Here is a 14685-nt window from a genome sequence, read left to right on the forward strand (position 1 = left end):
ATGCCGGACGAGAACGCCGTGAAGGCGGCCCTGCGGAGCCAGCGGCCCCCCGAGCCCCGAGGTGCTGACGGAGGGCCGCAACACCGACGTACGGCCGTTGTGGCGGGCCCCCCGGAGGGAGATGGGGTCACACACCCGCCCCACCTCGGCCCACCGGGCCTCCGGAAACCGGGAGGAACCGGTCGCCGCACGCCGGGCGGACAACAGGCGGACTGGGGCGCATGAGCGGAATTCCTAACACCTCTCCGTCGAGACGCCGTATCGACGAAGGGCACCACCGACTCCCACCGTGGATCCCCGACACCGAGCAGGCACATCAGTGAGTCACTCACCAGGCACGAAAGGGCCGATTCGTTGAACGAGCAGCCATCCGAGAACGTGACCGACGAACTGCTGGACCGGTCCCACCGGCTCGGTGCGGATCCGCGCAACACCAACTACGCGGGTGGCAACACCTCGGCCAAGGGCACCGGTCGGGACCCGGTCACCGCCGAACCGGAGCGGTTGATGTGGGTCAAGGGCTCCGGCGGCGACCTGGGCACGCTGTCCGAGTCCGGCCTGGCCGTGCTGCGGTTGGAGCGGATGCGCGCGCTCACCGAGGTGTATCCGGGTGTGGAGCGCGAGGACGAGATGGTCGCGGCCCTGGACCACTGCCTGTACGGCAAGGGCGGTGCGGCACCCTCGATCGACACCGCCATGCACGGGCTCGTGGCGGCCGAACACGTGGACCACCTGCATCCCGACGCGGGGATAGCACTCGCCACCGCGGCCGACGGTCCGAAACTGACCGAGGAGTGCTTCGGCGACAAGGTGGTGTGGGTCCCGTGGCGACGTCCGGGATTCCAGCTCGGACTGGACATCGCCGAGATCCGGAACCGGCATCCGCAGGCGGTCGGTGTGATCCTCGGTGGACACGGCATCACCGCTTGGGGCGAGACGAGTCAGGAGTGCGAACGGAACTCACTGTGGATCATCCGCACCGCGGAGGAGTTCCTCGCCGAGCGGGGAGATCCCGAACCGTTCGGAACGACGATCCCGGGCAACGAGGCGCTGTCCGAGACCGAGCGGCACGCCCGGGCCGCGGCCCTCGCACCGGTGGTCCGCGGCCTGGTCTCCACCGACAACACCCAGGTCGGCCACTACGACGACCGGCGGGAAGTGCTGGACTTCCTGGCACGGGAGAAACACCCCCAGCTTGCCGACCTCGGCACCTCCTGCCCCGACCACTTCCTGCGCACCAAGGTGCGTCCACTGGTCGTGGACCTGCCGCCCACCGCTCCGCTGGAGGACGTGGTCGAACGGTTGCGGCAGCTGCACGCCTCCTACCGGCAGCGCTACAGCGAGTACTACCACCGGCACGCCGACACCGACTCGCCCGCCATGCGGGGAGCCGACCCGGCGATCGTGCTGGTGCCGGGTGTGGGGATGTTCTCCTTCGGCAAGGACAAACAGACCGCCCGGGTCGCCGGTGAGTTCTACGTCAACGCGATCAACGTGATGCACGGTGCGGAGGCGGTGTCGCGGTACCAGCCGATCGAGGAATCCGAGAAGTTCCGCATCGAGTACTGGGCGCTGGAGGAAGCCAAACTCGCCCGCATGCCCGCCCCGAAACCGCTGGCCGGTCGCGTGGCCCTCATCACGGGAGGCGGCTCGGGCATCGGCAGGGCCACCGCTCGCCGACTCAACGCCGAAGGGGCCTGCGTGGTGTTGGCCGACCGGGACACCGAATCGGCCGAGGAGCTGGCCACCGAACTCGGTGGCCCGGACAAGGCCGTGGCGGTCGGCGCCGATGTCACCGACGAGTCCGAGGTCGGCGAGCTGTTCGCGGCAGCGGCTCGCGCTTTCGGCGGGGTGGATCTGGTGGTCAACAACGCCGGAATGTCCATCTCCAAACCACTGCTGGAAACCACCGCGGCGGACTGGGACCTCCAGCACGACGTGATGGCGCGGGGCTCGTTCCTGGTGTCCCGGGAAGCGGCCCGCAGCATGACAGCGGCGGGTCAGGGCGGTGACATCGTCTACATCGCCAGCAAGAACTCCGTGTTCGCCGGGCAGAACAACGTGGCCTACGGAGCCACCAAGGCCGACCAGGCGCACCAGGTACGGCTGCTGGCCGCCGAACTGGGCGAACGCGGGATTCGGGTCAACGGCGTCAACCCGGACGGGGTGGTGCGTGGCTCGGGAATCTTCGCCGGTGGCTGGGGCGCGCAGCGAGCGGCCCACTACGGGGTGAAGGAAACCGAGCTCGGCGAGTTCTACGCCCAGCGCACGCTGCTCAAGCGGGAGGTGCTGCCCGAGCACGTTGCCGCGGCGGTGTTCGCGCTGGTCGGCGGCGACCTGAACCACACGACCGGAATGCACGTTCCGGTCGACAGTGGAGTGCCCGCCGCCTTTCTGCGGTGACGGCTTTCCTCGGGTGACACCACGGTGTCAAGCCCCCGCCCTGCCCGACCACACGGACCGTCCCCTCGGTCACCCGTCGACACCTTTGGGAACGAGATCGCGATGACGAGCAACGAGTTCAACTGCGCCGCTGTCGATCTGGGCGCCTCCAGCGGCCGTGTGGTGCTGGGCAGGGTGGGCAGCGACCTGCTGGAACTGACCGAACTGCACCGGTTCGGGAACAGTCCTTCCCGGGACGAGTCCGGGTGGCGCTGGGACATCGGCACGATCCACCACGAGGTACTGGCGGGGCTGCGCCGCGCCGCCGAGCACGGCCCCAGCTCGATCGGCGTCGACAGCTGGGCAGTGGACTACGGACTGTTGGACCGGAACGGCGTCCTGCTGGCCGAGCCACGGCACCATCGCGATCCCCGCAACGCGGAAATGATCGAACGGGTTCGGGAACGGGTCGACGACGCCGAGCTCTACCGCGTCACCGGGCTGCAGCAGCTTCCCATCAACACGCTGTACCAACTCGTGGTCTCCCTCGGGGAGGGCGAACTGGATTCGGCGGAGACCATGCTGCTCATCCCCGATCTGCTGACCTACTGGCTCACCGGGGAGATCGGTGCGGAGGTCACCAACGCCTCCACCACCCAGCTGTTCGACGTCCGCGGTGAGGACTGGGCGTACGATCTCGCGCGGCGGTTGGGACTTCCGACCCACGTCTTCCCACCGCTGCGCGCCCCGGGGGACTTCGCCGGAACGCCGCGGGCCGAGATCAGCACGCGCACCGGGCTCTCCCGTTCGGTACGGGTGACATCCGTGGCCTCGCACGACACGGCCTCGGCCGTGGTGGCCGTACCCGCGACCGATCGGCGATTCGCCTACATCTCGTGCGGCACGTGGTCCCTGGTGGGGCTGGAGTTGGACTCCCCCGTACTGACCGAACGCTCCCGCGCGGCGAACGTGACCAACGAACGCGGCATCGACGGCACCACTCGCTATCTGCGCAACACGATGGGGCTGTGGCTGCTGCAGGAGTGCCTGCGCTGCTGGCGGGAACGCGGACTGCGCGCGGATCTCGACGAACTGCTCGAGGGCGCCGCCCGCCAACCGGCGTTCCGCAGCGTGCTCGACACCGACGATCCGGCGTTCATCGCACCGCAGGACATGCCCACCACCATCGGCGCGGCCTGCGCCGAGGCCGGTGAGCCGGTCCCGGAAACCCCCGAGGCCACGGTGCGGTGTGTGCTGGAGAGCCTCGCGTTGGCCCACCGCCGGACGGTTCGCAGCGTGGCGGAGCTGGCCGACCGGGAGGTCGATGTCGTGCACCTGGTCGGTGGCGGCAGTCGCAACGAACTGCTGTGCTCGCTGACCGCCGACGCCTGCGACCTGCCGGTGATCGCCGGCCCCACCGAGGCGACCGCGCTGGGCAACGTGCTGATCCAGGCACGCGCGCACGGCATGGCCGGTGACCGGTCCGAACTGCGCGCGCTCGTGGCTGCCACCCAGCCGTTGCGGCGTTTCGAACCCGGTGACTCCGCGGGCGCGTGGGATGCTGTGGATCGCCGCGTCCGTGATCGCGCGGGCACCGCGACACGTGCGACAGTCGAATGAGGACAGCTTTTCGACGACGCCTTTCGGATGCTCGGGTGGTCGCCGAGTTCCCGGAACCGGCGATGACCCCCTCCTTCGGGCCGGGTACGCGATCGGGTCCCGAGCACGCGCACCAGGACTTTCGCGGGGTCTTACCAGAAAGGAAACCGCTGTTATGCGAGTAGCGCTGTTCGCGACCTGTCTCGGGGACACGCTCTTTCCCGGGGCGGTACGCGCCACGCTACGGGTGCTCGAACGGCTGGGGTGCACGGTGGAGTTCCCACCGGGACAGACCTGCTGCGGCCAGATGCACACCAACACGGGGTATCACGAGCAGGCCGTGCCGGCGGTGCGGAGCTTCGTCGCCGCCTTCGAGGGCTACGATCACGTGGTGGCGCCCTCCGGATCCTGCGTGGGCTCGATCCGGCACCAGCACGGCATCGTGGCCGAGCACAGCGGGGACCGGAAACTGTCCGAGGCCGTCGGCCGAGTATCGCCCCACGTCCACGAGCTCTCCGAGTTCCTGGTGGACGTGCTCGGAGTGACCGACGTCGGTGCCTACTTCCCGCACCGGGTGACCTACCACCCGACCTGTCACTCGCTGCGGATGCTGCGGGTGGGTGACAAACCGCGGCGGCTGCTGAGCGAGGTCCGCGGCATCCGGTTGCTCGAACTGCCCGAGGCCGAGCAGTGCTGCGGCTTCGGCGGCACCTTCGCCTTGAAGAATCCTGACGTGTCCGTGGCGATGGGGGCCGACAAGACCAGGCACGTGCGTGAGACGGGCGCCGAGGTGCTGTGCGCGAGCGACAGCTCCTGCCTGATGCACCTGGGTGGGCTGCTCGACCGACAGCGCGAGGGGATCCGCACGATGCACCTGGCCGAGATCCTGGCGGGAACCGAGGAGGACCGATGAGCGGAGTCGACCTGGGAATGCCCGCGTTTCCGGACGCGGCACGGCAGGCTGTGCGCGACGCCCAGCTGCGCCACAACCTCGGCAGGGCGACCAACACCATCCGGAACAAGCGTGCCGCGGTGGTCGACGAGCTCGACGACTGGGAGCAGCTGCGCGCCTCGGGGGCGGCGATCAAGGCGCACACCCTGAGCAGGCTGGACACCTACCTCGAGCAGTTCGAGTCCGCCGTCACGGCCGTCGGCGGAACGGTGCACTGGGCACGCGACGCGGCCGAGGCGAACCGCATCGTCACCGATCTCGTCCGCGAGACCGGCGAGACCGAGGCGGTCAAGGTGAAGTCGATGGCCACGCAGGAGATCGGGCTCAACGAGGCGCTGGCTTCGGCGGGTATCTCGGCGTGGGAGACGGACCTGGCCGAGCTGATCGTCCAGTTGGACGAGGACCGGCCCAGCCACATCCTGGTGCCCGCCATCCACCGCAACCGCTCCGAGATACGCGAGATCTTCCGTCGGGAGATGGCGGGTAGCGGCACTCCCGCGCCCACGGACCTCACCGCCGACCCGGTGCAGCTGGCGGAGGCGGCCCGCCACCATTTGCGGGACAAGTTCCTGCGGGCCAACGTGGCCATCTCGGGGGCGAACTTCGCGGTGGCCGAGACCGGCAGCCTCGTGGTAGTCGAGTCCGAGGGCAACGGGCGGATGTGCCTGACGATGCCGGAGCATCTGATCAGCGTGGTCGGTATCGAGAAGCTCGTGCCGAGTTGGCGGGACCTCGAGGTGTTCCTGCAGTTGCTTCCCCGGTCGAGCACCGGCGAACGGATGAACCCCTACACCTCCGTGTGGAACGGGGTGACCGAGGGTGACGGGCCGAGCAGTTTCCACGTGGTGCTGCTGGACAACGGGCGCAGCGAGGCGTTGGCAGACGAGATCGGCAGTCAGGCGCTGCGGTGCATCCGCTGTTCGGCCTGCCTCAACGTCTGTCCGGTCTACGAACGTGCCGGTGGCCACGCCTACGGCTCGGTGTATCCGGGACCGATCGGAGCGGTGCTGACACCGCAACTGTACGGCGTGGAGTCCGAGGACACCGCCTCGCTGCCGTACGCGTCCACGCTGTGCGGGGCCTGCTACGACGTCTGCCCGGTGGCGATCGAGATACCCGAACTGCTGGTGCACCTGCGCAACAGGACGGTGCGGGAGCGGAAGGGCTGGTTCGACCGACTGAGCAGCACGGCGATGCGGGGCCTGGGATGGGTCTTCGGCGACAGCAAGCGACTGGGGCGAGCGCAGCGGATCGCCTCGCTGGGCGGGAGACTGTTCGGCAGGCGCGGGATCGGCAGACTGCCGTGGCCGCTGTCGCGTTGGACCGACGCGCGCGACGCTCCCGCGCCCGCCCCGGAATCCTTCCGGCAGTGGTGGGAACGAAACAGGACAGGGAACGGTGACGAGCGTTGAAACGACCCTCCCGTGACGCGCGCGAGGCGGTACTCGGTTCCGTGCGTTCCGCACTCGCCGGTGGTCAACGCGGCTCGACCGATTCGATTCCTCGTGAGTACAGCGGGAAGCGCCACGTCGAATCCCTGCCCGACCTGTTCCGGGAACGGGTTGCCGAATACCGCGCCGAGGTGCGCACCACCGATTCCTCGGAAGCCCCGGAAGCGGTGTTGGGTGCCCTGGAAGCGGCCGCTGCGCGGCGGGTGGTCGTACCGGAGGGTTTCCCCGCGCGATGGTCGGAGCCGGTGGCCGAACGCCACGACGCGTTCGGGGACAGTCCCCGGTTGTCGACGGCGGCGCTGGAGAACGCGGACGCGGTGCTGACCACGTGCACGGTGGGAATCGCCACCACGGGCACGATGGTGCTGGACCACGGTCCGGGACAGGGCCGAAGGGCGCTGACTCTGCTTCCCGACACCCACGTGTGCCTCGTCGCCGCCTCCCGGATCGTCGACGACGTTCCAGCCGCGTTGGCGGAACTGGATCCGACCGGACCGATGACCTTCATCAGCGGCCCGTCCGCCACCAGCGACATCGAGCTGGAGCGGGTGGAGGGAGTGCACGGTCCCCGGAATCTTCACGTCGTCGTGGTCGGCGACGTGTGAACATCCTCCCGTCGAAACCGGCACGGTATCGCTCCGACGATGCCGTGCCGGTTTCGTGTGTCGCATCTCCGATGCGAACCGGGCCCACTACGCTTTTCGGATTCGTTGCGATGGGAAAAACGGTTCACAGCACACTAATCGTGTTATCCGGGGTTTCATCGAAGCACTCTTGACATTGTTACCCGTGGTGACTATACACTCACTGCCTACCTGGTAAGCGCTTACCAAAAAGCGGGAAAATCTTTTTCCCCGCCGACAACCACAAGAAGCCACTCAACGACGAACCCGACTGGAAGATCCGGGCGATTCCTGCCCGGCACAGTGCAGTGAGACTTCCGACGACCACGGGAACGAAAAATGAGAATCGGCACCTCACAAGCCGGTGCACGCGGCCGAACCCCGAAGATCCTGGGAATGGCCCTGCTGGCGACGCTGACCTTCGCGGCACCGGCATACGCCGACCGCGACGCTGGTACGGCGAACGAAACCACCGGCGACGTGTCCGCCTCGGTGGAGCCAACCGATACCGCCTCGATCCGGGCGACCTGCGGCAGCGGGTCCTACGACGCCGAGGTGTACTCGGACGGCGGCAACTGGGTCGCCCGCAACGGCTCAACGACGGTCTACAGCGGCGGGAACATGCGCGCGGCGACCCAGGCGGCCGTGAACAGCCTAACCACGGGCAGGCGGAGCAAGGAACGAGTGGTGCTGTGGAACTCCGGCACCATGAGCGCGAGCAGTTCCATCGACCTGCCCAGCTACACCGTCCTCGACTCGTGCGGGACGATCGACGTGACCGGCGGTGTCTCCGCCAACAACGCCGTGGTCCGGGGCCGTGACGCCGACCACGTCGAGGTACAGCACCTCAGCGTCACCGGGACGCCCTACTTCGGCGTCTTCTTCCGCAACGGCGACGACATCCACCTCGGCCAGCTCGACCTGCGACTGTCCGGCGGACTCGGCATCCGCATCGACAACCACGGTGACCGCGGTGAACTCACCACCAACGTGCGGATCGACGACGTCTACGTCTCCGGCACCGACAACCACGGCGTGGAGACCTACGGCGTGGACGGGCTGACCGTGGGCACCGTGGTGGCTCGGGACGTCGCCTATTCGGGGCTGCTGCTCAACGACACCACCAACGCCACAGTCGGAACGGTCGACGCCGAGAACGCGGGCACCGGTACGGGCTACGCCGCCTTCCGGATGGCCAACCGGAACGGACGCATCAACGGCAGCTACCCGACCAACATCCACGTCGGCGAGGTGATCGCCCGCGGCGGCGGCCGGGGAGTGTTCTGCGTGTCCGAGAGCGGCGGAGCCGTGATCGACAACGTCGACATCGCCAACACCGGCAACAACGCGATTCTCATCGAGAACTGCTACAACGTGGAAATCGCCGCGGAAAGCGGTCAGGTCACCGGACCCGGCACGATCCGACTGGCCGCGCGCTCGGAATTCCCGGTGACCAGAAACGTGACCCTGCACAATCTCACCGTCACCGATTCGGCAATCGTCGAGCACCCGTGCGGTGACAACATCACCATCACCAACAACACGCTGGAGAACTCCTACCGCGACGTGTGCTGACCCGCGCGGCACGTGACGACGTCCTGCCGAAACCGATCACCCGTGGGGCTGCCGCTCGGCAGCCCCACGTTTTCGAGTCACCCTCCGGTACCAACCGGGGGATGCCCTCCTCCGCCGCGAGTTCCCCCTTGCGGCGTTCCGATCCACTCAGACATCTCTCGGGGTGCCGTGGGGGCGATGCCGGATATCGCTCATCTTCGCAACCGGTCATCATCGAGTCATGGTCGATCATTCTCGACAATCGCGACGTGCAGGTACGGGTGCGCGCGTCCGTGGCGGCTGGATCTATCCCGGAATGCTGTTGTCACTGCTGGTGAGCATAGTACTGATCGGCACGCTGCTCTTCGGGATAAGCGTGCACAGCGTGACAGGCTCGATATTCGTCGCCCTGGTGATGGTGCACCTGACCACGCAGCGAGCGTGGTTCACGGGACTAGCTCGGTCGATGCGTACGCGGAAGCGGTTACCACCGGGAGCGCGCGGAAAACTCATCCGTGACTCATGTCTGCTCGGCTGTGTGCTGTTGCTGACGGTCACCGGGCTGCTGCGCTGGAACGGAGTTGTGGAAGCCAGACCATGGCACAGTTCGGCGATGTTTCTGTTCCTGGGAGCTATCGCTTTCCACCTGGTGGCGAACCGGCGACCGCTACGGGCTCACTTCGCGCGGCTCGGATGGTTGCGGAACCAGCGGTCTTAGCTCCACCGGGCGACGACTCAAGCCGTGTGTTGCCGTTCGGTATCGGTCGACGATTCACCGGAATCGGACCGCTGGCGAACGAACACAACCGCCGTGACAGCACCGAGGAAATAGGCGATCGCGCCCAGCAGCAGTCCTCGGTGCATCCCGGCCACGAACCCCTGATTCAGCGCGTCCGACAGCGTTTGCGGGTCAACTCCCACGGGGACCTCCCCGGAGGAAGAACCCATCCGGGCATCCGACAGCCGGTCCCGCACCTCCTCCGAGAGTCCCGGCACGGCACGGCGAGTTGCCTCGTCGAGCTTGACGGTGACGATCGCGCCGAGCACGGCGATTCCCAGCAGACTTCCCACCTGTTGACTGGTGCTGCCCATCGCGGAAGCCGTACTGGTTCGAGGCAGTTCGACGCTGCCCATGAGCGCGGCGTTGGTCGGAGCCATGGTCAGGCCGAGACCGAGGCCGATCGGCAGCAGGGCGGGCCACCAGGCCGCGTACGGGGTGGCGACACCCACCCCCGTCAACGCCAGCAGCCCGCAGCCCGTAAGGGTCAGCCCGACAACCATCGGCGGTCGGGCACCGAACCTGCCTGCGAGTCGTCCCGCGATCGGAGCGGTGATCACGATCGCCACCATCAACGGCAGCAGGCGTAGTCCTGCTTCGCCTGCCGGATAACCCTGAATCTGCTGCAAAAACAGCGACAGGAAGAAGAACGAACCGAACAGTCCGAAACCGACCAGGAGAATGACGACGTTGCAGGCGGCGAAGGTCGGGCGGCGAAACAGCGCGAGCGGCAGCATGGGGTGTTCGCGTCGTGTTTCGACAAGCACGAACGCCACGCAACCGATCGCGGCCAGCGCCAACAGCGTCAGGATGAGTGGTGCGCGCAACCCCAGTCGAGCACCTTCGATCAGTGCGAAGGTCAGCGCTCCCAACCACAGGACGGCCAGAGCCTGGCCGAAGGGATCGAGACGACTGTGCCGAGGGGCTTTCGACTCGGTGACCGTCATCAGGCCCGCCATCAGACCAGCGGCAGCGACCAGAAGGTTGAGCAGGAAGATGCTTTGCCAACCCAGCGTGTGCACCAGAGCACCGCCCGCGATCGGGCCGACCACGAGTGCGAGCCCGGATGTTCCCGACCAGATTCCGATGGCCTTGGCACGTTGTGGTCCGTGGGGGAACGCCTGGGTGAGGATGGACAGGGTCGCGGGACCGAAAGCAGCCGCGCCCGCCCCCTGAGCGATCCGGCCGACGAGGAGCACATCGAGCTGTGGTGCCGCGGCGGAGACTGCCGAGCCGAGGGCGAACAGCGCCATGCCGGTGACGAAAGCGCGTTTGCGTCCGTATCGGTCGCCGATGGTGCCACCGGTGAGCAGCAGGCTCGCGTAGACGAGCACGTAGGCGTCGATGATCCATTGCAGATCGGACATGCCGGAACCGAGATCGCGGTGAATGGCGGGCAGAGCCAGGTTGACGACGGTAACGTCGAGAATGGCCAGGAACTGCGCGACGCACATGGTCACCAGAACCAGGCGGCGACGCTCCTCGTTCGGCACGGTATCTCCAGGGAATCGCTCAACTGGGCTGGGGTCGTTACTGGCGGGTCAGCAAGAAGCAGGCCGTGTTCTCATCGGCCGAGTGGTCGGGCAGGCGTTCGATGGTGAACGCGTCGCCGAACAGGTCGTGTTCCTCACCGGGACGGATGGCGCTGTGAAAGCGGGACACACCGTTGAATCGAAAGCGGGGTAATTCCTTCCCCGCGGTGTAGAAACACCAGAACACGACCATGGAACCTTCGTGGGTATGACGTTTGATGTTGGCGGCCATGTCCAGCCGGTCCTGCCCGGTTAGGTCGTCGAGGGTGCCGAAGTCCAGCACCAGGTCGAATGTCCCGTCCACACCGGGCAGTGTCGACGACCGCAAATCGCCGTGTACGAAGCGGCAGCACCGCGCAACATTCGCGTCGAAGGCCGCCTGTCTGGCCTTTCGCAGCGCGAGGGAAGTGAAGTCCACTCCGACGACGTCGAAGCCGCGTTCGGCCAGGTACACCGAACAGGTACCGCTGCCGCAGCCCATGTCCAGTACCGAGTGCTGTTCGACGGGGTTGATCCGTTGGGATTCGACGAGCTCGACCAGTTCCGGTCGCACCGGCCCCTCCCACGGGGCTCCGACTCGGTAGAGCAGGTTGTAGGTCCAGCGTTTGACGCTCACCTGGGACTCCTCGTTCTGCTGTGTTGGCTCACCCGTGACGAAGGGAGGCTTGTGCCGATTCGTCGGGATCGTCGATAGCGGTCAGGCGCTGCGAGATCTCGTCGAGCAGCGAGTGCTGGTGGTGGTGGAGAAAGAAGTGGTCACCGGGCATGATCTTCAGCTTGAATTCCTGGCTGGTATGGCCGGCCCACTCGGCCACTTCGGCTGTGGTGTACTCCCCGTCGTCGGTGCCTGCGAAAGCGGTCAGCGAGCAGTCCAACGGTGATTCCGAGACGTGGCTGTACGTGTCGGGAATGGCGAGGTCGGCTCGCAGGATCGGAATCAGCAGTTCCATCAGCCCCTCGTCGTCGAGGACTTCCTGTGGAGTTCCGTTGAACTCGCGCAGCCTGGCCCGGAACTGCTCGTCGGGCAGGCTGTGGTCCGGAGTCCCGTGAACGGGCAGGTGGGGTGCGCGGAAGGCCGAGACGAACAGGTGGCACGGCAGCAGCCGATGCTGGCGCAACCTTCGGGACAGTTCGAACGCGAGCAGGGCGCCGAGACTGTGACCGAAAAGCGCGAACGGGCGGTCACGTCGAGCGAGCACCGCGGGTAGCAGCTCGTCGAGCAGTGGGTCCAACCGCTCGTGCGGGGTTTCGTTGAAGCGGATTCCCCGTCCGGGAAGCTCCAGTGGAACGCATTCGACGTGCTCGGGAAGGCGCGATTGCCAGTCGGAAAAGATACGTGCCGATCCGCCCGCGTACGGCAGGCAGAACAGTCGCAGTGCGGGTGAGTCGCTCATGACGTCCCCACCGCACCGTTGGGGCCGGGGTCCGCGGCCTCGGCACTGGGCCAGGTCGAGAGGATCGTTCGGAACTGCATGTTGGAAGTGCCCTCGTAGATTTTACCGATCTTGACGTCGCGGTGGAACTTCTCGACGGGCGAGGCTGTGGTGAATCCGGTACCGCCGAGTGTTTCGACAGCTTGCGAGGTAATCCGTTCGGCCACATGTGACGCGAGGTACTTGGTCATGGCGGCGCCGCGTGCTTTCGCGCTCGGATCGACGTTGTCGATGTGCCGAGCGGTGTCGTAGAGCATCACCCGGGCGGCTTCGAGTTCGGCGGCCAATCCTGCCAGGGGAAACGCCACACCTTGGAAGTCGATGATCGGGTGTCCGAATTGGGTGCGCCTGCCCGCGTGGGCCAGTGCTTCGTCGAGTGCTCCGGCGGCAAGACCCACGAGTTGTGCGGCGATGCCGAGTTTGCCGATGTCGAGGGTGTCGAGCATCAGCATGTTGCCCTCGTCCAAGCGACCGAGCATGTTGTGCTTGCTCACCCGTACGTTGTCGAGAACGACCTCGCAGGTAGAGCTTGCGCGGATCCCCATCTTGTCGATGCGCTCACCGACCGACAGTCCGGCTGTATCGCGCTCGACGAGAAACGCGGACAGGCGTGGCGCCGGACCGTTGTCGCCGGTTCTGGCGAATACGAGGAACAGGCCGGCCTCGGCCGCGTTGGTGATCCATTGTTTGCGTCCGGACAGGACGTACTCGTCGCCGTCCGGATGAGCTGTTGTCGTCAGTGCGAAGGCGTCGCTTCCGGCGTGGTCCTCGGAGATGGCGTAGGCACCGACGGTGTCGGTCGCCAGCGAGGGCAGGAAGCGGCGCTGTTGGTCCCCGGTTCCGTGCCTGCGAAGCGCGTTGATCACCAGGGCGTTCTGCACGTCGACGAAAACGGCCACGGCTGGATCGACCCGGGCCAGCTCCTCGATGGTCACGAGCGCGTCGTACAGGTCACCTCCCGCGCCACCGTAGGCTTGCGGGGCTTCGATTCCCATCAGAGCGCCCGCGAACAGCTCGTCGATCACGCACTGATCGAGACGTGCGTCGGTATCCATGGCGCGAGCCAGCGGCCGTACGACGCGTTCGGCGCGCTCGCGCACCTGATCGCGCCAGCTGGATTTTTCCACGGTCGGTTCGTTCGTCGAGTTCGGCGCGACCGTCATCGCTCACCTCTCCCCACTCGCTCGTCCTCGCCGGGCGTGTTGGCCGACAGTTCCGGTGGCTGTTGCAGGCCGCTCCAGAGTTTCGGTTGACTGCGTGCCGCGAAGAACCGTCCGAGCGGTATGAACAGCCACCGCATCGGCCCGATGTTGTACTTCTGCAGCCCCCAGATCTTGAACACCTGGTCTTGTATCCAGCGCACACGAGGTTTGCGACGGTTTTCGTAGCTGCGCAGCCCCTCGACGGGATCGTCGGCGACAGCGAGCGCGTCGGCGAGCACGACCGCGTCCTCGATGGCCTGACAGGCGCCTTGTCCGAGAATGGTCGGCAGGGCGTGTGCGGCGTCACCGAGCAGGGTGACCGGCCCGTCGCCCCAGGTCTCGTTCCATTCGTGGTAGTGAATGTCGGTTCGGATGATGCGTTCCTCGGGCGTGTTGGCCACGAATTTGCGCGGCGGGCCTTCGAAGCCGTCGAGCATCCGCTGCACGCTGGCTTTCATCGTGCCGGGTGTGTCACGTCCGCCTTCCGGAGTCTGACAGCCGACGGTCCAGGCGAATCGTCCGTCGGCAACATGCCACCCCCCGCCGCTGACACCGTTGAGCCGCTGCATCAGGTACGCGGTGCCCTTCGGCACCCCACCGGAGCTGTCGCTGATTCCCCGATACGTGGATACGCCGGTGTAGGTAAGCCCGGTCTCTCCGTTCAGCAGCTGCTCCCGAATCGTCGAGCGCAAACCGTTGCCACCGATGAGCACCCGACCGCGAGCGCTGCCACCGCCAGCGAGTCTCAGCGTGACGCCGCTGCCGTCCGTTTCGTAACCGAGGCAGCGTTGATCGAGGTGCACCCGGACGCCGTGCTGTTCACAGGCCTCCATCAGCATCCGCACCAGGTCACCGCGGGCGATGCTGACGCCTGGCGTGCTGTTCGGCCAGGTGTGCTCCTGCACCTCGGTCAACAGCATGAGCCGGCGTTTCTCTCCGCGGTGTTCGGCCCGGATCACCGGGTCTCCCCTTTCGAGCAGGCGCTCGTGCAAGCCGAGCTCCGCCAACGCGGTCGTAGCGTTGCTCCAGATGGTCAGACCGGTTCCGGACAGCTCGATCTGCTTCTCGGCCCGACGCTCGTAGACCTCGACGGGAAAACCGTGCCTGCTCAGCGCCAACGCGGCGGTCAGGCCACCGATGCCGGCCCCCGCGATGAGGACCGGTTCGCGCTCCGGCATT

The 14685-nt window shown here is 66.8% G+C and carries 12 protein-coding genes; 7 read left to right on the forward strand and 5 right to left on the reverse strand.

The window, feature by feature from the left end; translation table 11 throughout:
* Window positions 1-354: 354 nt before the first annotated feature.
* The 7 genes from BLR41_RS19270 (at window position 355) to BLR41_RS19300 (ending at window position 9279) form a co-directional block, all read left to right on the forward strand.
* The gene (locus BLR41_RS19270; protein ID WP_218120256.1) at window positions 355-2403 is read left to right on the forward strand and encodes a bifunctional aldolase/short-chain dehydrogenase; all 2049 of its coding nucleotides are present in this window, start codon (window positions 355-357) and stop codon (window positions 2401-2403) included.
* 102 nt (window positions 2404-2505) lie between these two features.
* Window positions 2506-4002, forward strand: coding sequence for a rhamnulokinase (locus BLR41_RS19275; RefSeq protein ID WP_092631124.1), 1497 nt, complete (start codon window positions 2506-2508; stop codon window positions 4000-4002).
* A gap of 154 nt (window positions 4003-4156) precedes the next feature.
* Window positions 4157-4894 (forward strand): (Fe-S)-binding protein, encoded by a 738-nt coding sequence (locus BLR41_RS19280; RefSeq protein WP_092631127.1) that lies wholly within the window; start codon window positions 4157-4159, stop codon window positions 4892-4894.
* Window positions 4891-6345 carry a LutB/LldF family L-lactate oxidation iron-sulfur protein gene (locus BLR41_RS19285; RefSeq protein ID WP_092631130.1) on the forward strand — a complete coding sequence of 485 codons (1455 nt, stop codon included), beginning with the start codon at window positions 4891-4893 and terminating at the stop codon, window positions 6343-6345. The genes BLR41_RS19280 and BLR41_RS19285 overlap by 4 nt, the downstream gene beginning before the upstream one ends.
* Complete coding sequence (locus tag BLR41_RS19290; protein WP_092631133.1) at window positions 6342-6989, forward strand: LutC/YkgG family protein; 648 nt, start codon at window positions 6342-6344, stop codon at window positions 6987-6989. The genes BLR41_RS19285 and BLR41_RS19290 overlap by 4 nt, the downstream gene beginning before the upstream one ends.
* 357 nt (window positions 6990-7346) lie before the next feature.
* Entirely contained in the window at window positions 7347-8582 is a 1236-nt protein-coding gene (locus BLR41_RS19295) for a hypothetical protein (RefSeq protein ID WP_092631136.1), read from the forward strand.
* Window positions 8583-8877: 295 nt separating this feature from the next.
* A complete protein-coding gene (locus tag BLR41_RS19300; protein ID WP_176798065.1) occupies window positions 8878-9279 on the forward strand; it encodes a DUF4405 domain-containing protein in 402 nt (133 codons plus the stop codon).
* Window positions 9280-9296: 17 nt separating this feature from the next.
* Here BLR41_RS19300 and BLR41_RS19305 read toward each other — a convergent pair whose 3' ends face one another.
* The 5 genes from BLR41_RS19305 to BLR41_RS19325 are packed head-to-tail and all read right to left on the reverse strand — an operon-like array spanning window position 9297 to window position 14684.
* Window positions 9297-10832, reverse strand: a complete 1536-nt coding sequence (locus BLR41_RS19305; RefSeq protein WP_092631142.1) for an MFS transporter — start codon at window positions 10830-10832, stop codon at window positions 9297-9299.
* Between the two features lie 37 nt (window positions 10833-10869).
* Window positions 10870-11487, reverse strand: coding sequence for a class I SAM-dependent methyltransferase (locus BLR41_RS19310; protein WP_092631145.1), 618 nt, complete (start codon window positions 11485-11487; stop codon window positions 10870-10872).
* Window positions 11488-11515: 28 nt separating this feature from the next.
* Window positions 11516-12265 carry a thioesterase II family protein gene (locus BLR41_RS19315; protein ID WP_092631148.1) on the reverse strand — a complete coding sequence of 250 codons (750 nt, stop codon included), beginning with the start codon at window positions 12263-12265 and terminating at the stop codon, window positions 11516-11518.
* Window positions 12262-13467, reverse strand: a complete 1206-nt coding sequence (locus tag BLR41_RS19320) for an acyl-CoA dehydrogenase family protein (protein ID WP_092631151.1) — start codon at window positions 13465-13467, stop codon at window positions 12262-12264. Before BLR41_RS19320 ends, BLR41_RS19315 begins: the two co-directional genes overlap by 4 nt.
* Window positions 13464-14684, reverse strand: coding sequence for an FAD-dependent oxidoreductase (locus BLR41_RS19325; RefSeq protein WP_143013135.1), 1221 nt, complete (start codon window positions 14682-14684; stop codon window positions 13464-13466). Before BLR41_RS19325 ends, BLR41_RS19320 begins: the two co-directional genes overlap by 4 nt.
* Between the last annotated feature and the right edge of the window lies 1 nt (window position 14685).

The sequence above is a fragment of the Actinopolyspora mzabensis genome (assembly GCF_900101095.1).
Lineage (GTDB): Bacteria > Actinomycetota > Actinomycetes > Mycobacteriales > Pseudonocardiaceae > Actinopolyspora > Actinopolyspora mzabensis.

Coding starts and splice junctions, on each gene's coding strand:
- BLR41_RS19275 (WP_092631124.1), top strand. CDS start 2,506: ATGACGAGCAACGAGTTCAACTGCGCCGCTGTCGATCTGGGCGCCTCC.
- BLR41_RS19280 (WP_092631127.1), top strand. CDS start 4,157: ATGCGAGTAGCGCTGTTCGCGACCTGTCTCGGGGACACGCTCTTTCCC.
- BLR41_RS19285 (WP_092631130.1), top strand. CDS start 4,891: ATGAGCGGAGTCGACCTGGGAATGCCCGCGTTTCCGGACGCGGCACGG.
- BLR41_RS19295 (WP_092631136.1), top strand. CDS start 7,347: ATGAGAATCGGCACCTCACAAGCCGGTGCACGCGGCCGAACCCCGAAG.
- BLR41_RS19300 (WP_176798065.1), top strand. CDS start 8,878: ATGCTGTTGTCACTGCTGGTGAGCATAGTACTGATCGGCACGCTGCTC.
- BLR41_RS19315 (WP_092631148.1), bottom strand. CDS start 12,265: ATGAGCGACTCACCCGCACTGCGACTGTTCTGCCTGCCGTACGCGGGC.
- BLR41_RS19320 (WP_092631151.1), bottom strand. CDS start 13,467: ATGACGGTCGCGCCGAACTCGACGAACGAACCGACCGTGGAAAAATCC.
- BLR41_RS19325 (WP_143013135.1), bottom strand. CDS start 14,684: ATGCCGGAGCGCGAACCGGTCCTCATCGCGGGGGCCGGCATCGGTGGC.